At 69.3% G+C, this 18,566-nt stretch carries 16 protein-coding genes; 11 read left to right on the forward strand and 5 right to left on the reverse strand.

Annotated elements, in window-relative coordinates; all coding sequences use genetic code 11:
* Positions 1–66: 66 nt before the first annotated feature.
* The 4 genes from PXH83_RS22535 to mutM all read left to right on the forward strand — a co-directional run bounded on the left by PXH83_RS22535 (position 67) and on the right by mutM (position 2,724).
* The gene (locus tag PXH83_RS22535) at positions 67–747 is read left to right on the forward strand and encodes a YceD family protein (RefSeq protein WP_274562337.1); all 681 of its coding nucleotides are present in this window, start codon (positions 67–69) and stop codon (positions 745–747) included.
* Positions 748–749: 2 nt separating this feature from the next.
* Positions 750–923, forward strand: coding sequence for a 50S ribosomal protein L32 (rpmF, locus tag PXH83_RS22540; protein ID WP_003965982.1), 174 nt, complete (start codon positions 750–752; stop codon positions 921–923).
* A 7-nt stretch (positions 924–930) separates the two neighbouring features.
* The gene (gene rnc / locus PXH83_RS22545) at positions 931–1,776 is read left to right on the forward strand and encodes a ribonuclease III (RefSeq protein ID WP_274562338.1); all 846 of its coding nucleotides are present in this window, start codon (positions 931–933) and stop codon (positions 1,774–1,776) included.
* A gap of 69 nt (positions 1,777–1,845) precedes the next feature.
* Entirely contained in the window at positions 1,846–2,724 is an 879-nt protein-coding gene (mutM, locus tag PXH83_RS22550) for a bifunctional DNA-formamidopyrimidine glycosylase/DNA-(apurinic or apyrimidinic site) lyase (RefSeq protein WP_274562339.1), read from the forward strand.
* Positions 2,725–2,728: 4 nt separating this feature from the next.
* Here mutM and PXH83_RS22555 read toward each other — a convergent pair whose 3' ends face one another.
* Entirely contained in the window at positions 2,729–3,142 is a 414-nt protein-coding gene (locus PXH83_RS22555; protein WP_274562340.1) for a winged helix-turn-helix transcriptional regulator, read from the reverse strand.
* Between the two features lie 113 nt (positions 3,143–3,255).
* Between PXH83_RS22555 and PXH83_RS22560 the strand changes: the two genes are divergently transcribed.
* The gene (locus PXH83_RS22560; protein ID WP_274562341.1) at positions 3,256–3,858 is read left to right on the forward strand and encodes a flavodoxin family protein; all 603 of its coding nucleotides are present in this window, start codon (positions 3,256–3,258) and stop codon (positions 3,856–3,858) included.
* A gap of 96 nt (positions 3,859–3,954) precedes the next feature.
* Here PXH83_RS22560 and PXH83_RS22565 read toward each other — a convergent pair whose 3' ends face one another.
* A complete protein-coding gene (locus tag PXH83_RS22565; RefSeq protein ID WP_274562343.1) occupies positions 3,955–4,818 on the reverse strand; it encodes a CAP domain-containing protein in 864 nt (287 codons plus the stop codon).
* Positions 4,819–4,932: 114 nt separating this feature from the next.
* Between PXH83_RS22565 and PXH83_RS22570 the strand changes: the two genes are divergently transcribed.
* The 4 genes from PXH83_RS22570 (at position 4,933) to PXH83_RS22585 (ending at position 11,557) form a co-directional block, all read left to right on the forward strand.
* On the forward strand, positions 4,933–5,214 hold the full coding sequence (locus PXH83_RS22570; protein WP_274562345.1) for an acylphosphatase: 282 nt from the start codon (positions 4,933–4,935) through the stop codon (positions 5,212–5,214).
* A gap of 372 nt (positions 5,215–5,586) precedes the next feature.
* Positions 5,587–5,802, forward strand: coding sequence for a hypothetical protein (locus tag PXH83_RS22575; protein WP_274562346.1), 216 nt, complete (start codon positions 5,587–5,589; stop codon positions 5,800–5,802).
* 218 nt (positions 5,803–6,020) lie between these two features.
* Positions 6,021–9,974: an AAA family ATPase gene (locus tag PXH83_RS22580; protein ID WP_274562348.1), complete on the forward strand. Its 3,954-nt coding sequence runs from the start codon at positions 6,021–6,023 to the stop codon at positions 9,972–9,974.
* A gap of 164 nt (positions 9,975–10,138) precedes the next feature.
* On the forward strand, positions 10,139–11,557 hold the full coding sequence (locus PXH83_RS22585; protein ID WP_274562349.1) for a sugar porter family MFS transporter: 1,419 nt from the start codon (positions 10,139–10,141) through the stop codon (positions 11,555–11,557).
* 41 nt (positions 11,558–11,598) lie between these two features.
* Here the strand turns inward: PXH83_RS22585 and PXH83_RS22590 are convergent, their stop codons facing one another.
* Both PXH83_RS22590 and PXH83_RS22595 read right to left on the reverse strand, forming a co-directional pair.
* Positions 11,599–12,627 carry an LLM class flavin-dependent oxidoreductase gene (locus PXH83_RS22590; protein WP_274562350.1) on the reverse strand — a complete coding sequence of 343 codons (1,029 nt, stop codon included), beginning with the start codon at positions 12,625–12,627 and terminating at the stop codon, positions 11,599–11,601.
* A gap of 62 nt (positions 12,628–12,689) precedes the next feature.
* Complete coding sequence (locus PXH83_RS22595; protein WP_274562351.1) at positions 12,690–14,171, reverse strand: cytosine permease; 1,482 nt, start codon at positions 14,169–14,171, stop codon at positions 12,690–12,692.
* Positions 14,172–14,325: 154 nt separating this feature from the next.
* Between PXH83_RS22595 and ftsY the strand changes: the two genes are divergently transcribed.
* Positions 14,326–15,549, forward strand: a complete 1,224-nt coding sequence (gene ftsY / locus PXH83_RS22600; protein ID WP_214927781.1) for a signal recognition particle-docking protein FtsY — start codon at positions 14,326–14,328, stop codon at positions 15,547–15,549.
* A gap of 127 nt (positions 15,550–15,676) precedes the next feature.
* Here the strand turns inward: ftsY and PXH83_RS22605 are convergent, their stop codons facing one another.
* On the reverse strand, positions 15,677–16,357 hold the full coding sequence (locus tag PXH83_RS22605; RefSeq protein ID WP_274562352.1) for a bifunctional DNA primase/polymerase: 681 nt from the start codon (positions 16,355–16,357) through the stop codon (positions 15,677–15,679).
* Between the two features lie 438 nt (positions 16,358–16,795).
* On the opposite strand from PXH83_RS22605, the gene nsdA reads away from it, so the two are divergent.
* Positions 16,796–18,271: a transcriptional repressor NsdA gene (gene nsdA, locus PXH83_RS22610; RefSeq protein WP_274562353.1), complete on the forward strand. Its 1,476-nt coding sequence runs from the start codon at positions 16,796–16,798 to the stop codon at positions 18,269–18,271.
* The last annotated feature ends 295 nt before the right edge of the window (positions 18,272–18,566 follow it).

An 18,566-nucleotide genomic window follows, 5' to 3' on the forward strand; every position in this document is an offset into this window, starting at 1 on the left:
CAAGTATCCTGGCGCTTCGGTCGCGCGTATGACCGCGATCTCGGCTGCCCGTTTCGTTTCTGCGACATGGCGGCCCACCACAGCAATCCGAAAGCAGGAAGACCCCTGAACGCCCACCTCGACCACCGCAACCCCCTCGTGTTCGACACACACGAGCTGGGTCGGCGTCCCGGTGCGCTCCAGCGGCTGACCCGCTCGGTAGTGGCCCCCAAGGACTTCGGTATCGAAGGGGTCGTCGGAGTGCCCGAGGGCGCACCGGTGGATCTCAAGCTCCGCCTCGAATCCGTCATGGAAGGGGTGCTCGTCACAGGCACCGCCCGTGCGACGGCCAAGGGGGAGTGCGTAAGGTGTCTGGAGCCGCTGGAGCTCGACGTTGCAGCGGATTTCCAGGAGATGTTCTCGTACCCTGACGCCGATGACCGGGGCCGCCACAAGGCGGAGCCGGCCGACGACGCCGAGGACGACGAGGACACGCTCTACCTCGAGGACGGCTTGTTCGACCTCGAGACCGTGCTGCGTGACGCGGTAGTGCTCGCACTGCCGATGCAGCCGGTGTGCCGGGAGGACTGCCCCGGCCTGTGCCCCCAGTGCGGGGTCAGGCTGGACGAGAATCCCGATCACAACCATGACGCCGTCGACATTCGTTGGGCGGCACTGCAAGGACTCGCCGGGACCATCCAGGACGGCGAGAAGGACAACATCAGCGGCGCCGCCGAGTCGGGCGTCGACGAGAAGCAGGAGAAGTAGCCGTGGCTGTTCCGAAGCGGAAGATGTCGCGCAGTAACACGCGCCACCGCCGGTCGCAGTGGAAGGCTGCGGTCCCCACCCTGGTTTCGTGTGAGCGTTGCCAGGAGCCGAAGCTGCAGCACATCGCGTGCCCGAGCTGCGGCACCTACAACAAGCGCCAGGTCCTCGAGGTCTGAGCGGCTGGTGAGAGGCACCGTGTCTAGCCACAAAATGGCGGATGACGCCAAGGCGGTCAACGCCAAGAAGCAGGCGGAAAACACGGCCTCGTCCCACACGCTTCTGGAAGGGCGGCTCGGGTATCACCTCGAGTCCGCCCTTCTGGTGCGTGCGCTGACCCACCGTTCGTACGCGTACGAGAACGGCGGTCTGCCCACCAACGAGCGCCTCGAGTTCCTCGGGGATTCCGTGCTCGGCCTGGTGGTCACGGACACGCTGTACCGAACCCACCCCGATCTGCCGGAAGGCCAGCTGGCCAAACTGCGGGCCGCGGTGGTCAACTCGCGTGCACTTGCGGAGGTGGGCCGCGGCCTCGAACTCGGCTCCTTCATCCGGCTCGGCCGGGGCGAAGAGGGCACGGGTGGCAGGGACAAGGCATCCATCCTCGCCGACACCCTTGAAGCGGTGATCGGCGCTGTCTATCTCGATCAGGGTCTCGGGGCAGCATCAGAACTGGTGCACCGCCTCTTCGATCCGCTGATCGAAAAGTCTTCGAGCCTCGGTGCCGGCCTGGACTGGAAGACCAGTCTCCAGGAGCTGACCGCGACCGAGGGGCTCGGGGTTCCCGAGTACCTGGTCTCGGAGACAGGACCGGACCACGAGAAGACCTTCACTGCTGCTGCCCGCGTCGGTGGTGTCTCGTACGGCACCGGCACCGGCCGCAGCAAGAAGGAAGCGGAACAGCAGGCGGCGGAGTCCGCGTGGCGTGCGATTCGCACGGCCGCGGAGGAGCGCGAGGTGGCGGCCAAGATCGCCGCCGAAGCGCCCACGGCGACCGACGACGCATCGCCGTCGGCCCCGGCCACTGCCTGAGGTACGCAGGCCTTTGCCTCGGTGCCCCCGACCGGATTCCGGTCGGGGGCACCGAGCTATGCTGCATCCGTGCCTGAGCTGCCTGAAGTCGAAGTCGTACGGCGCGGGCTGGAGCGTTGGGTCACCGGCCGCACCGTCTCCGAGGTGCAGGTGCTGCATCCCCGGGCCGTACGCCGCCATCTCCCAGGCGGTGAGGACTTCGCCGTACGCCTCAAGGGGCACCGCATTGGCGCCGCGCGGCGCCGCGGCAAGTACCTCTGGCTGCCGCTCGAAGACGCCGCCGCGTCCGTGCTCGGCCACCTCGGGATGAGCGGCCAGCTGCTCGTACAGCCGGAGACGGTCCCTGACGAGAAGCACCTGCGCATCCGCATCCGCTTCGACGACGCTCTCCACACCGAGCTGCGCTTCGTCGACCAGCGCACCTTCGGCGGCCTGTCGCTGCACGCCAGCACCGCTGACAGCACGGACGGGCTCCCCGACGTCATCGCGCACATCGCGCGCGACCCCCTGGACCCGGCTTTCGACGACGCCGCGTTCCATACGGCGCTGCGGCTGCGGCGTACGACCGTCAAGCGGGCCCTGCTGGACCAGTCGCTGATCAGCGGAGTCGGCAACATCTACGCGGACGAGGCGCTGTGGCGCGCACGACTGCACTACGAGCGCCCCACCGCGACCCTCACGCGCCCCCGCTCGACCGAGCTCCTCGGTCATGTACGGGACGTCATGAACGCCGCGCTCGCCGTCGGCGGCACCAGCTTCGACAGCCTTTACGTCAACGTGAACGGCGAATCAGGCTATTTTGAGCGGTCGTTGGACGCCTACGGGCGTGAGGACGAGCCCTGCCGCCGGTGCGGTACGCCGATGCGCCGACGCCCCTGGATGAACCGCTCCAGCTACTTCTGCCCGCGCTGTCAGCGCCCGCCCGTCTCCCGCCGCCACCCTCAATAGAGCGCTACGCGCGCCCCTCTTGATTGCCCCGCGTCTCCTCGTAACGCCCGCGCGCTGTCAGGACGTCCGGCATGCGCCCCTCGACGAGTTCGATCAGGGCATGCAGGCGCTCCGCGATGTCCTGTCCCAGGGCCGTCAGCTCGTAGTCGACGCGCGGCGGATTGGTCGGCTGGGCCTGGCGGCGTACGAGCCCGTCCCTCTCCAGCGCGTGCAGCGTCTGGGACAGCATCTTCTCGCTCACGCCGTCGATCCGGCGCCGTAGCTCATTGAAGCGGAACGTGCCCTCACGCAGAGCTCCGAGGGTGAGGCTGCCCCAGCGCCCCGTCACATGCTCCAGCGTGGCGCGCGACGGGCAGTCCCGGGAGAACACGTCGAACGCGAGATCGTCGCCGCACTGCTGTACGGGGCTCCTGTCCATGCGGTCAGGATACTCTTCCGCAGCGCTAACTGCTGGGTTGCGCTTTCTGAAAGTTAGTGCTTTCCTTTCGTTGCCAGCCCACCGAGCAGAAGTGCCGACGAGGAGCCACCACCGTGACCACCCCCGCTGTATCGCCCGTTGTCTCGATCGCCTACCACTCCGGCTACGGCCACACCACGGTCGTCGCCGAGGCCGTCCGGGCCGGAGCCGCCGACGCCGGTGCCACCGCCCACCTGATCAACGTCGGCGAGATCACCGACGCCGAGTGGGAGCTGCTCGACGCCTCCGACGCGATCGTCTTCGGCTCGCCCACCTACATGGGGACCGCCTCCGGGGCCTTCCATCAGTTCGCCGAGGAGACCTCCAAGCGCTGGTTCACGAAGACCTGGCACAACAAGCTGGCGGCCGGCTTCACCAACTCCGCATCCAAGAGCGGCGACAAGCTGCACACCCTCCAGTACTTCCAGACCCTCGCCGCCCAGCACGCCATGCACTGGGTGAACCTCGGCCTGGCGCCCGGCTGGAACTCCGCCGAAGGCTCCGAGCACGACCTCAACCGCCTCGGCTTCTTCTCCGGCGCCGCAGCCCAGACCAACTCCGACGAGGGCCCCGAGGGCGTACACAAGGCGGATATAGCGACCGCCGAGCACCTCGGCCGCCGCGTCGCCGAGACCGCCAAGGCCTTCATCGCGGGCCGGGCAGCCGTCGCTGCCTGACCCACTTAGTAGCAAAAGCAAAGGCCCCCGTCGCCTGGACGGGGGCCTTTCGCTATACGTGCTGTACGGATCCGTACGGGTGTGTATTCAGGCGCCTCAGAAGCCGAAGTCCTGGGTCCACCAGGGTCCGCCGGATGCCATGTGCACTCCGACGCCCAGGGTCTTGTATTCGCAATTCAGGATGTTCGCGCGGTGGCCGTCGCTGTTCATCCAGGCATCCATCACCGACTGGGCGTCGGCCTGGCCGCGGGCTATGTTCTCGCCGCCGAGACCCGAGACGCCCGCCTTCTCGGCGCGGTCCCAGGGGCTTGCCCCGTCCGGGTCGGTGTGGTCGAAGAAGTTGCGCGCGTCCATGTCCTCGCTGAAGGCCTCGGCCAGCGCCGCCAGCGGACCGTCGGCCCGCACCGGGCTGCAGCCGGCCTTCGACCGCTCCTGGTTCACCAGGGTCAGGACACGGGCCTCGGCGCTCGATTCGGCGCCGGAGTTGTCGGAGTCGCCGGTCCCGTTCCCATTGGATGGAGGCCTCTGCGCCTGGCTGGGCCCGGTGTGCTCCGGCTTCTTGCTCTTGTCGGCCTCGGCGGGCGTGTCCGTCTTGCTGTCCGCGACCGTCTCGCGCTCGGACGGCTCGGCAGAGGACTCCGCGGACGGCTTTGTCGAGGGCGTGCTGGGCGTGGGCGACGGCGACTGGGTACGTCCGGAGCGGTCCGCGGCCGGGTCCGACGCGCGGTCCGTCGGCTCTGCGCTGTTGCCGCCCTGCGTGTCGAAGCCGGCGGAACCCTCGGCCTGCACGCGGTCGGCGGAGCCGCCCCCGCCCAAGGAGTAGTTGTCGCTGCCGGGCAGCAGTCCTGAAGTGAACGCCACGGCACCCACGGCCACGGCGGCGGAGACGCCTAGCAGCCCGGTCCGTACGGGCGCGGCCCGCTTCTGGCGATGGCGTCCCATCTGCTGTGCCTTCCTCATGGTCGAAGTCAACGAATCTCACCCGAAGGGATGAGGCTCATTGGCTCGGGACTGTAGCCCATGACGGGTGGGGGAGATGTGCCTCATGGGTAAATGGCCAGCTAGCGTTCAGCCATGAATGAAGACGTACGGCTCACCGCCTGGGTACGCGGCCGAGTACAGGGAGTGGGCTTCCGCTGGTTCACCAGGGCAAACGCTCTGGAGATCGGCGGCCTCACCGGCTTCGCCCTCAATCTGGAGGACGGCCGGGTGCAGGTTGTCGCCGAGGGCCCGCGTGAGAATTGCCACCGTCTGCTGGAGTGGCTCCGCTCCGGCGACACGCCCGGACGCGTCGACGGAGTGACGGAGATATGGGGTACCCCGCGCGGCGGCTACAGCGACTTCGCGGCCCGCTGACCGACTCCACCCGCAGCGGCCGACCGGACCACCTGCCGGTATACCGCCGGCAGGTGCCGGGGGCAGAAATCACCTGGTGGTTGCCAAGAAACGCTTGCCGTGGAAGGCTGCCGAAGTAAGGATGATCTCTACGCCCCCAGGGCCCCGCAGAAGAGGCGGCACCGCGCATCCCGCGCCTGCCTGCCCCCGGGTCGCCCGCCGATACGGGGCGTGATCGTGTTGACCGTCAAACTTTTTGGTGAGACGCTGGAATCCCCGCGCACCTTAGCTGTTTGGCATTGAGAACAACAGAGATGACAAGCACCGCGGGTGCGATTCCCTCACGACCCACCACCGCTTCGGTCGGTCACTCAGTGTGGAGGACCATCCATCATGGCAAAGGCGCTTCTCGGTTACGTCGGCGGCTCCGACCCGCGACTCCTCGCCGAGATGCGACGGCTTCAGCAGCGCGTCCAGGACCTTGAATCCGAGCTCAACCGGATCCAGTCCGAAAACGACGCACTCAGCGCCGCCGCTCAGCACCGCGGAGAAACGATGCTCGACAGCATCGACATCGACGTACCCCAGGCGGAGCCTGCGCTCACCTGACACGGGTTCGTAAGGAGGACCCCGTCGGGCTGTCCGTATCAGCCAGCCGCTTGAGATCTGGTTCAAGATCTATACAGCAAGATCTGTCCAGCAAGACATTACAAGGGACGCCCTGGCGTCCCTTTTTCTTTCCGCCCCGTAGTAGAGCTCTTCCCTTACCGTCTGATGTGCCCTGCACCTTCATGGGTGAAACCGGCGGCGAAAGGTAGAGTGCGGCGGTGCATCTCAAGGCCATGACTCTCCGCGGTTTCAAATCCTTCGCATCGGCCACGACACTGCGGTTCGAACCAGGCATCACCTGCGTCGTCGGACCCAATGGATCAGGCAAGTCGAATGTGGTCGACGCGCTGTCCTGGGTGATGGGTGAGCAGGGGGCCAAGTCGCTGCGCGGCGGCAAGATGGAAGACGTCATCTTCGCCGGGACGACCGGGCGGCCGCCGCTCGGCCGCGCCGAGGTCTCCCTGACCATCGACAACTCCGACGGTGCGCTCCCCATCGACTACGCCGAAGTAACCATTACGCGGATCATGTTCCGCAACGGCGGCAGCGAATACCAGATCAATGGGGATACGTGCCGGCTGCTCGATATCCAGGAGCTGCTCTCCGACTCCGGTATCGGCCGCGAGATGCATGTGATCGTCGGGCAGGGCCAGCTCGACTCCGTACTGCATGCCGATCCAATGGGGCGCAGGGCTTTCATCGAAGAAGCCGCCGGTGTTCTGAAGCACCGCAAGCGGAAAGAGAAAGCGCTTCGGAAGCTCGACGCGATGCAGGCCAATCTCTCGCGGGTGCAGGACCTCACCGACGAACTGCGGCGGCAGCTCAAGCCGTTGGGCCGCCAGGCCGCGGTGGCGCGGCGGGCCGCCGTCATCCAGGCCGACCTGCGCGACTCCCGCCTGCGGCTGCTCGCCGACGACCTGGTGAAGCTGCGTGAGGCGCTGCGGACCGAGATCGCAGACGAGGCCGCCCTCAAGGAGCGCAAGGACGCCGCCGAGGCACAGCTGGGGGCCGCACTGTCGCGCGAGGCCGAGCTGGAGGAAGAGGTACGCCGCTTGGCGCCGCGGCTCCAGCGGGCCCAGCAGACCTGGTACGAGCTGTCGCAGCTGGCCGAGCGGGTGCGCGGCACCGTCTCGCTGGCCGACGCCCGGGTGAAGAGCGCGACGGCCGCGCCTCCGGAGGATCGGCGTGGGCCGGGATTCAGAGACCCTGAAAGCATGGAGCGCGAAGCCGCCAGGGTGCGTGAGCAGGAGGCGGAGCTGGAGGCAGCGCTGGAGGCGGCGCAGCGGGCGCTGGAGGACACGGTCGAGCACCGGGCCGATCTTGAGCGGGAGTTGGCGGCCGAGGAACGCAGGCTCAAGGACGCGGCCCGGGCCATCGCCGACCGGCGCGAGGGCCTCGCCCGGCTGCACGGGCAGGTCAACGCGGCTCGCAGCCGTGCCGGTTCGGCGCAGGCCGAGATCGACCGACTGGCCGCGGCGCGCGACGAGGCCCAGGAACGGGCGGTCGCGGCCCAGGAGGAGTACGAGCAGCTCAAGGCTGAGGTCGACGGTCTGGACGCGGATGACGCGGAGCTGGGTGAGCGGCACGACGCGGCGAAGCGGGAGCTGGCGGAGGCCGAGGCGGAGTTCGGGGCGGCCAGGGAGGCGGTCACCGCGGCGGAGCGCAAGCGGGCCGCCACGTCCGCCCGGCACGACGCGCTGGCCCTGGGTCTGCGCCGTAAGGACGGGACGGGCGTACTGCTCGCCGCGCACGACCGGCTCGCGGGCCTGCTGGGCCCTGCGGCGGAGCTCCTCACGGTGACCCCGGGCTTCGAGATCCCGGTGGCGGCGGCGCTGGGAGCGGCCGCCGACGCGATCGCCGTGACCGACCCTGCGACGGCAGCCGAAGCGATCCGCCTCCTGCGCAAGCAGGACGCGGGCCGGGCGGCGCTGCTGATGGGGGGAGCGCGGGGCGCCGGTGCGCCCGCTGTGCCGAGCCAGGGGGCTGCGCCGGCTGCGCACCCTCCGGCGGTCGTGACCCTGCCGGAGCAGGATGCGGGCGGCGCGGGCCGGGAGGCGGACGTTCCGGCAAGGGGAGCGGTGCCCGCCCGGACCGGCTCGGCGGAGGCGATCGAAGCAGTCAGGGCCGGAGCCGACGGCGGGCCTCCGGTCGGTACAGAGCCTGCGCGTGTGCCCGCAGAGGCGATCCGCGCTGCACGGGCAGGAGCCGTCCCTGCCGAGGACGATGCCGGCGTGGTCGAGTCGGCTGCCTGTGCGGAACCTGGGCGGGTGGCCGCCGCTGCGATTCCTGCCGGACGCGGCGAGGCGCCCGGCGAGGGACGGGGCCGGGAGCTGCCCGGTCAAAGGGTCGGTTTTGGGGCGCACGCGCACGAGCCGCTGCCGGTCGCCGAACTGGTGCGGGGGCCCGACGACTTGTTGCGCGCCGTCCAGCGGCTCGTACGGGACATGGTCGTCGTCGGGACGCTGGAAGACGCCGAGGACCTGGTCGCCGCGCATCCCGGGCTCACCGCTGTGACCGCCGAGGGCGACGTACTCGGGACGCACTTCGCGCACGGCGGTTCCGCGGGGGCGCCGAGCCTCCTCGAAGTGCAGGCTTCGGTCGACGAGGCCGCCGCCGAGCTGGAGGAGCTGGCCGTACGGTGCGAGGAGCTGGCCGGGGCGCAGCGCCGGGCGGGGGAGCGGCGTACCGCGTGTGCCGCGCTCGTCGAGGAGCTGGGGGAGCGTCGCCGGGCCGCCGACCGGGAGAAGTCCGGGGTCGCGCAGCAGCTCGGCCGCCTCGCGGGACAGGCCCGCGGCGCCGCCGGGGAGGCCGAGCGGTCCGCCGCAGCGGCGGCCAAGGCCCAGGACGCGCTGGAGCGGGCCACCGAGGAGGCCGAGGAGCTGACGGAGCGGCTGCTCGTGGCCGAGGAGGCGCCCGTACAGGAAGAGCCGGACACGTCCGTACGGGACCGGCTGGCGGCCGACGGTGCCAATGCCCGGCAGACCGAGATGGAGGCCCGGCTTCAGGTCCGTACGCACGAGGAGCGCGTGAAGGGGCTCGCGGGGCGGGCGGACGCGCTCGACCGCGGGGCGCGCGCCGAGCGTGAGGCGCGGGCGCGCGCGGACGAGCGGCGTGCCCGGCTGCGGCACGAGGCGCAGGTGGCGGGGGCCGTCGCGTCCGGTGCGCGCCGGCTGCTGGCTCACGTCGAGGTGTCGCTCGTACGGGCAGACGAGGAGCGGGCCGCGGCCGAGGCGGCCAAGGCGGAGCGTGAGAGCGACCTCGTCGTGGAGCGCGGCCGGGGGCGGGAGCTCAAGGGCGAACTCGACAAGCTGACGGACTCGGTCCACCGGGGCGAGGTGCTCGGGGCGGAGAAGCGGCTGCGCATCGAGCAGCTGGAGACCAGGGCGCTGGAGGAGCTGGGGGTGGAACCGGCGGGGCTGGTGGCGGAGTACGGGCCCGATCAGCCCGTTCCGCCGTCGCCGCCGGCCGAGGGCGAAGAGCTGTCCGACGATCCGGACCATCCGCGTAACCAGCCCCGGCCGTTCGTACGCGCCGAGCAGGAGAAGCGGCTGAAGGCGGCCGAACGGGCGTACCAGCAGCTCGGGAAGGTGAACCCGCTCGCCCTGGAGGAATTCGCGGCTCTGGAGGAACGGCACAAGTTCCTCTCCGAGCAGCTCGAAGACCTGAAGAAGACGCGGACCGACCTGATGCAGGTGGTCAAGGAGGTCGACGAGCGCGTCGAGCAGGTCTTCAGCGAGGCATTCCGGGACACGGCACGGGAGTTCGAAGGCGTTTTCTCGCGGCTCTTCCCTGGCGGTGAGGGAAGGCTGATCCTGACGGATCCCGACAACATGCTCACCACAGGTGTGGACGTCGAGGCCAGGCCGCCGGGCAAGAAGGTCAAACGGCTTTCGCTGCTGTCGGGCGGTGAGCGGTCGCTGACCGCCGTGGCCATGCTGGTGTCGATCTTCAAGGCCAGGCCGAGCCCGTTCTATGTGATGGACGAGGTCGAGGCTGCCCTCGACGACACCAATCTGCAGCGGCTGATCCGGATCATGGAGGAGCTCCAGGAGAGCTCCCAGCTGATCGTGATCACGCACCAGAAGCGGACGATGGAAGTCGCCGACGCGCTGTACGGCGTCTCCATGCAGGGGGACGGCGTCTCCAAGGTCATCAGCCAGCGTCTTCGCTGATCAGGCACCCGATCTTCAAATCTTGAACATAAGTGGTCCCGGCTGGGTAACTGCCTGGCGCACCACTCCCCCTTGACTTCGAAACTTGAAGGCATAGTCTCTGCAACGTTGTTTTTACCTTCAAGTGGTGGGCGGCTTGACGCGGCCAGGCCCCAGGAGTTCATGTGACCAGCACTGCGCAACCGCCGGTGTCCGGAGCCCGCGAGGCCCACCCGGAACACCTCGGCCACGTCATCTTCATCACGGCCGCGGCCGCGATGGGCGGCTTCCTCTTCGGCTACGACAGTTCCGTGATCAACGGCGCCGTCGAAGGCATCCGGGGCAAGTACGACATCGGCTCGGGCACCCTCGCCCAGGTCATCGCCATCGCGCTGATCGGCTGTGCCATCGGCGCCGCGACCGCGGGCCGTCTCGCCGACCGCATCGGCCGCATCCGTGTCATGCAGATCGCCGCCGTCCTGTTCACGGTCAGCGCGGTCGGCTCGGCCCTCCCGTTCTCGCTGTGGGACCTCGCCATGTGGCGGGTGCTCGGCGGTATCGCGATCGGTATGGCATCGGTGATCGGCCCGGCGTACATCGCCGAGGTCGCTCCCGCCGCGTACCGCGGCCGTCTCGGCGCGTTCCAGCAGGCCGCGATCGTCATCGGCATCGCCGTCTCACAGCTCGTCAACTGGGGCCTCCTCAACGCGGCCGACGGCGACCAGCGCGGCGACCTGTTCGGCATCGAGGCCTGGCAGGTCATGCTCGGCGTGATGGTCGTCCCGGCCGTCCTCTACGGACTGCTGTCCTTCGCCATCCCCGAGTCGCCCCGCTTCCTCATCGCGGCCGGCCGCATCGACCAGGCCAAGACGGTCCTCGCCGAAGTCGAGGGCAAGGACATCGACCTCGACGTGCGCATCGCCGAGATCGAGCTGGCGATGCACAGCGAGCACAAGTCCACCTTCAGGGACCTGCTCGGCAGCCGCTTCGGCTTCCTGCCCATCGTCTGGGTCGGCATAGGGCTCTCGGTCTTCCAGCAGCTCGTCGGCATCAACGTCGCCTTCTACTACTCCGCGACGCTGTGGCAGTCGGTGGGCATCGATCCGAGCGCCTCGTTCTTCTACTCGTTCACCACGTCGATCATCAACATCATCGGCACCGTGATCGCCATGGTCTTTGTCGACCGGATCGGCCGCAGGCCGCTCGCGCTCATCGGCTCGGCCGGCATGGCGCTCGCCCTCGCCTTCGAAGCCTGGGCCTTCTCCGCCGACCTCATCGACGGCACGCTGCCGCACACCCAGGGCATCGTCGCGCTGATCGCGGCCCACGTCTTCGTGCTGTTCTTCGCGCTCTCGTGGGGTGTCGTCGTCTGGGTCTTCCTCGGCGAGATGTTCCCGAACCGGATCCGCGCCGCCGCGCTCGGTGTCGCCGCGTCCGCGCAGTGGATCGCCAACTGGGCGATCACCGCGAGCTTCCCGAGCCTCGCCGACTGGAACCTCTCGGGGACGTACGTGATCTACACAGTCTTCGCCGTGCTCTCGATCCCCTTCGTGCTCAAGTTCGTGAAGGAGACCAAGGGCAAGGCGTTGGAGGAGATGGGCTAAATCCCCCGCCGCCCCTCTCCTCGATCACGTACTGCCCCGGCTCATCCCTTGAGCCGGGGCAGTACGTTTTCGGCGAAGAGGTGCAGGCTGCGCCAGCCCTCGTCGACCGGCATCCCGCCGCACAGCGGATGCAGTACCAGGCTGTCGCCGGAGAGCGCCGCGCACTCGTCCGGGGTGACGACGCGGTACACACCTTCGCGGCGCAGCGCGTCGACGCTGGTCGCGGTGGAACGTACGGCCGACGTGATGTCCTTGGACTGCCAGGAGGCGTACGTCTGCGCCTCGTGCAGGAAATGCTCGCCGTACAGGGCCCAGGTACGGTCCGGATCCTCCGCGACATGCAGCAGCGGCGTCTTCGCCGCCGGCATCATGCAGAAGCCGTCGGTCCCGAACTCCGCCCGCTGCGCGTGGTAGTAAGCCTCCAGCTCGGGCAGATGCGCGCTCGGGAAGAACGGCAGCCCGAAGCGGGCGGCACGCCGGGCAGCGGCCTTCGAGGAACCGCCGATCAGCAGCAGGGGATGCGGCTGGGTGTACGGGCGAGGGGTGACGCGGACGCTGCGGCCGCGGAACGGGAAGGGCTCACCGGTCCACGCCTGGAGCAGGGTGTCCAGCAGCTCGTCCTGGAGCTTGCCGCGTCTGCCCCAGTCGGCGCCCAGCTGCTCGTACTCCTCCGGCCGGTAACCGATGCCCGCGACCGTGACCAGGCGCCCCTTGCTGATCAGATCGAGTACGGCGATGTCCTCGGCCAGCCGCAGCGGGTCGTACAGCGGCCCGATGATCGCCGAGACCGTCACCGAGATGCGCCCGCCCGTCTCCCGACCACCACCCCTCAACGAGGCGCTTCGCGCCGCTGAATTTCCTTGTGTCGCACCGAAGACCGAGCCCGCGAAGACGAAGGGGGAGGGCAGCCAGCCATTGGCGGCGCCGTGGTGCTCCTCGGTCTGGACGGTGTCGATGCCGCGGTCGTCGGCGTACGCGGCCATCTCCAGGGCGGCCCGGTAGCGGGCCGAGAGCGTCTCGGGTGTCGCGTCGGGATCGACGAGGTTGAAGCGGACCACTGTGAAGGCCATGACGAAACGTCCCCCTCCGCCGGGTGTCGATGTGGCGAAGGGGGACGTTAGTTGACGTTTCGTCAGATGGACAGGGTTCCGGCGGGCTCGGACTCGGGCTCCGGCTCGGCATCCTTGCTCATGCCGGACTCCGGCGCCCCGGCAGCGGCCTTCTGCCTCGGCAGCACGGCGTACAGCAGAGCCGCTACGACGATAGTCGCCGCCCAGCCAAGGCCGTTGCGACCGATCCAGGAGCCGGCGAGCGGTCCGCTGAACCAGTCGACCTTGGTGAAGAGCATGCCCACCACCAGGGCAATGCCCCACGCGGTCATGGCCTGCCAGGCGAAGCCGCCCCGGTACCAGTAGGCGCTGGTGCGCTTGGTGTCCATCAGCGCGTCACCGTCGTACGTACGACGGCTCAGCATGTCCACACCGAAGACGCCGATCCACGCCGAGAACGCCACCGCGAGCAGCGTCAGGAAGGAGATGAACGAGCCGAAGAAGCTGGTCGCCACCACCATCAGCAGGAAGCCGAAGATCAGGCTGATGACCGCGTTCACGCTCACGGCCCAGGCGCGCGGCACGTTGATGCCCAGCGTCTGTGCGGTGAAGCCCGCCGAGTACATCGACATCGAGTTGATCAGCAGCATGCCGATCAGGGCGATGAGGAGATACGGAACGGCGATCCAGTTCGGCAGCAGCTCGCCGATGAAGGACACCGGGTCGGAGGCCGACGCCAGGTCCGGCGTACTGACGGCCATCACAGCGCCCATCAGCACCATCGGCAGGACGACGACGCCCGCGCCACCGATGGTCGTGCCGACCAGGCCCTTGCCCGACGCCGTACGCGGAAGGTAGCGGGTGAAGTCGGGGCCCGACGGAACCCAGCTGATGCCGCCGGCCGCGATGGTGCCGATGCCCGCGATCATCATCGCGGTCGAGCCGGCCGGCTTGGAGAAGACGGCCGACCAGTCGGTGTCGGCGATCAGATAGACCAGCACGAGGACGCTGAACGCGCCGAAGAGGTACGTCGACCAGGTGCTGCACCGGCGCAGGGCATTGATGCCCAGACCGGAGACGAGGAACGTGCAGCCCACGAAGAGCAGCAGCGTCACGACGATCAGCACGGTGTTGCTCTTGATCCCGAAGAGCAGGTCGAGCACGGTCAGCACGGCGTACGCACCGGTCACCGCGTTGATCGTCTCCCAGCCCCAGCGCGCGATCCAGATCAGCGAGCCGGGGAAGAGGTTGCCCCGCTGGCCGAAGACCGCCCGGGAGAGCGCCATGCCGGGCGAGCCGCCGCGCTTGCCCGCGATGGAGATCAGGCCGACGAGCCCGTACGAGACGACGGGCGCCGCGACGGCGACGGTCAGGACCTGCCAGATGTTCAGTTTGTTGAACACCACCAGACCCGCGCCCATGGTGAGAAGAAGCACGCTGATGTTGGCGGCGACCCAGGTGGGGAAGAGCTCGCGCACGCGGCCCGAGCGCTCGTCGTCGGGGACGGGCTCAAGACCGCGGGTCTCTATCGCGCCCTCGGACTCCGGGGCGGACGTTTCAGGCATGGGGGAACTCCGTGCAGGGGTGGGGGGAACGAACAGCATCTTACGGGCACACCAACGTACGGTCAGCCCAAAAGGTCCAAAGCGACGCCCCGACCCTCGTGTGATCCTCCGAGAACACTCCTCGGGCATAGACGTGACTGATACTGGGTGAGTTATGGAAATCGTCATCCTTGCTGTAGTCATCGCCCTGGTCGTGATCGGCGCGATCAGCGGGCTCGTGGTCAGCAGCCGCAAGAAGAAGCAGCTGCCGCCCGCAGCGCCGCCGAGCGCGCCGACCGTCACTGCCCCGCCCGCCGAACCGCAGGTCGGCGAGGACGCGGCGCCACCGCGCGACGAAGTGCGCCGGACCATCGAGGAGGTGGACCTCCCCGACGCCCCGACGGCCGTCAAGGAGCCCGTCAGCCTTGAGGACCTGATCGCCGCCGAGCCTCTCGCGCCCGAGATCGAGATCCCCGAACCCACCGCTGGCCGTCTCGTGCGGCTGCGCGCCCGACTCGCCCGCTCGCAGAACACGCTCGGCAAGGGTCTGCTGACCCTGCTCTCCCGCGAGCACCTCGACGAGGACACCTGGGAGGAGATCGAGGACACGCTGCTCACCGCGGACGTCGGCGTCGCCCCGACCCAGGAGCTGGTCGACCGGCTGCGCGAGCGCGTACGGGTGCTCGGCACGCGGACACCGGAGGAGCTGCGCACGCTGCTCCGCGAGGAGCTCCTGAACCTGCTCGGTACGGACATGGACCGCGTCGTCAGGACCGAGAGCGACACCGACACCCCCGGCGTGATCATGGTCGTCGGTGTCAACGGCACCGGTAAGACCACCACCACCGGCAAGCTCGCCCGCGTCCTGGTGGCCGACGGCCGCAGCGTGGTGCTGGGGGCGGCGGACACCTTCCGCGCGGCCGCCGCCGACCAGCTCCAGACCTGGGGCGAACGGGTCGGCGCGCGTACGGTGCGCGGGCCCGAGGGCGGCGACCCCGCGTCGATCGCCTTCGACGCGGTGAAGGAAGGTATCGCCGAGGGCGCCGACGTCGTACTCATCGACACGGCGGGCCGTCTGCACACCAAGACCGGGCTCATGGACGAGCTCGGCAAGGTCAAGCGCGTCGTGGAGAAGCACGGTCCGCTGGACGAGGTGCTGCTGGTACTGGACGCGACGACCGGCCAGAACGGCTTGGTGCAGGCGCGTGTCTTCGCCGAGGTCGTGGACATCACCGGCATCGTGCTGACGAAGCTGGACGGCACGGCGAAGGGCGGCATCGTGATCGCGGTCCAGCGCGAGCTGGGCGTACCGGTGAAGCTGGTGGGCCTGGGCGAGGGCGCGGACGATCTGGCGCCGTTCGAGCCGGAGGCGTTCGTGGATGCGCTGATCGGCGACTGAGCGGGTTTCCCCTCACCCGCGCCTTCCTGAAGTCCTCAAACGCCGGACGGGCTGGATTTTCCAGCCCGTGGGGGTTCCCCCCTGGACGAAGTCCTTGGGGGAGTTTGAGGACCACGCCCGAAGGGCGTCAGGGCGCAGCCGGTGGGCGGCGGTGGCAGATGTACGCCAGCGTGCCGAGCAGCAGCCGTGCCTGCGGCGGCGCCTCCGCCGTGTCCAGGGCAGGCGGACGCAGCCAGCGGACGGGTCCCAGGCCGCCGAAGTCGGACGGCGGCGCCGTGATGTGGTCGCCGGGCCCCAGACCGCGCAGGTCGAGGTCCGCGTCGTCCCACCCCATCCGGTAGAGCAGCTGGGGAAGCTCGGCGGCGGCTCCGGGCGCGACGAAGAAGTGGGCCCGGCCATCAGGCGTGGCGGCCACCGGACCGAGCGGCAACCCCATCCGCTCCAGCCGTACGAGCGCCCGGCGCCCCGCCGCCTCCGCGACGTCGAGGACGTCGAAGGAGCGCCCGACGGGCAGCATCATCGCCGCACCGGGGAACCCGGACCAGGTCCGCGTGACCTCGTCGAGCGTGGCCCCAGCCGGAACTTCGGGCGCGAAGCCCAGGGGATGGGCGCCGGGTGCCCGGCACGACGTATCGCCGCACGAGCACTCCCGCGGCGCCGAGTTTCCGGAACCCCCGGCCGACGCTCTCGCGCCCGGGACGACTGCCCAGCCCCAAATCCCGGTGTACTCCGCCACCGTTGTGCACTCTGATGTGCGGCCGCGGCGCCGTGAGCCGGACCGCATTTCCCGGCCGATCGTGAAGCCCATGCCCCCTCCAACGGGTCCAGTGCACCGGTGGTTACGACTGGTTACGACAGGAGCCGTGTCGTGCCGCTCCTCCCCGCTGCCACCGGCCTGTCCTGCGGCGCGCAGTGTCACAAAGGGTGGTGCGGCCCAGCCCGCGCGCTCCGGCGCGCATCGCCCCGCCAGCCCCTGGTCGTCGTATGTCAAGTGAATCGCGCCAGGCCGGAACCGAGTTCATTCGAAGGGGTGGCGAATGGTGGCGTTTCTGGAATCCCCATGGCCGGAGGGGTGATCGTAGGATTACTTTCAGTACACGAACCCCGAAAAGACGCGCCCATGGGTATGCCGGAGGCAAGCCGGACTCCTGTTCCAAGGGGCGCATCCTCCGGACAGGAGGCCGCAATTCACGGCACTCTGTCAGGGGTTCACGCAAAGAGGCTTCAGCGGGATGGGGGCGTTCCAGTGAGCGGCAGTGGCGCAGGCGGTATCAACGCTGGGAAGCGCCCGAACGAGCAGCTGGGCTCATGGTTCGTGCGCAGCGGCTGGTCCAAGGGCGAGCTCGCACGTCAAGTGAACCGCAGGGCACGCCAGATGGGCGCCCACCACATCAGCACGGACACCTCCCGGGTACGCCGCTGGCTGGACGGCGAGCAGCCGCGCGAGCCGATTCCGCGCATCCTCTCCGAGCTGTTCTCCGAGCGCTTCGGCAGCGTCGTCGCCGTCGAGGACCTCGGTCTGCGCACCGCGCACCAGTCACCCTCGGTGTCCGGAGTCGACCTGCCCTGGGCGGGCCCGCAGACGGTCGCCCTGCTCAGCGAGTTCTCGCGCAGCGACCTGATGCTCGCCCGGCGCGGCTTCCTCGGGACATCGCTCGCACTCGCCGCGGGCCCCGCCCTCATCGAGCCCATGCAGCGCTGGCTGGTGCCGGTGCCCCCCGGCGAGCCCGGGCACCCCGAGCCGGCCGCCGTGTCGCGACGGCCGTCCCGGCTCTCCAAGCCCGAGCTGGACCTGCTGGAATCCACGACCATGATGTTCCGCCAGTGGGACGCCCAGTGCGGCGGCGGACTGCGGCGCAAGGCCGTCGTGGGACAGCTCCACGAAGTCACCGACCTTCTCCAGGAGCCGCAGCCCGAGGCCACGTCGAAGCGGCTCTTCAAATGCGCCGCCGAGCTGGCCGAGCTGGCCGGCTGGATGAGTTACGACGTGGGCCTCCAGCCCACCGCGCAGAAATACTTCGTGCTCGCCCTGCACGCCGCCAAGGAAGCGGGCGACAAGCCCCTCGGTTCGTACGTCCTGTCCAGCATGAGCCGCCAGATGATCCACCTCGGCCGCCCCGACGACGCGCTGGAGCTCATCCACCTCGCGCAGTACGGCAGCCGGGACTGCGCGACGCCCAGGACCCAGGCCATGCTGTATGCGATGGAGGCCCGCGCCTACGCCAACATCGGCCAGCCCAGCAAGTGCAAGCGGGCCGTCCGGATGGCCGAGGAGACCTTCGCGGACTCCGGCATCGACGGCGAGCCCGAGCCGGACTGGATCCGCTTCTTCTCCGAGGCCGAGCTCAACGGGGAGAACGCCCACTCCTACCGCGACCTTGCCTACGTCGCCGGGCGCAGCCCCACGTACGCCTCGCTCGCCGAGCCCGTCATGGCGCGTGCCGTGGACCTCTTCGGCAAGGACGACGAGCACCAGCGGTCGTACGCACTCAACCTCATCGGCATGGCCACCGTGCACCTGCTGAAGCGCGAGCCCGAGCAGTCCGTGGTGCTGGCCGGACAGGCCCTGGGCGTCGCCAAGCGGGTCCGTTCCGAGCGGGTCAACAACCGGCTCCGCAAGACCGTCGACACGGCCGCCCGGGACTTCGGCGACGTCGCCGAGGTTCTCGATCTCACCGACCAGCTCGCAGCCCAGCTGCCCGAAGCCGCCGAAGCCGTCTGACAGGCGGACCCGCAGACCCCTGAACCCCCGCGGACGCCGACACCCAAGGACGCCGGCCGCGACAGCCACCCCGTGAAGCCCGACTCGGCTCCCCTGCGCCAGGTCAATCGGGTAGCCGTCGCGGCCGGTTTTGCTGTGGTGCACGTGACGTGGGCAGAGGGTATCGGCGGCCCACAGCTCCTGCGGGCAGTTCATTCGCACGTAACACGCACGACCTCTTCGTCACTGCGGCGAAACATCGGGCGGCATCTGCCGAAACGGCGCTGCGCCAACCTCATGGCGCATAACCGGCCCA

It is taken from the genome of Streptomyces spiramyceticus (assembly GCF_028807635.1).
GTDB lineage: Bacteria > Actinomycetota > Actinomycetes > Streptomycetales > Streptomycetaceae > Streptomyces > Streptomyces spiramyceticus.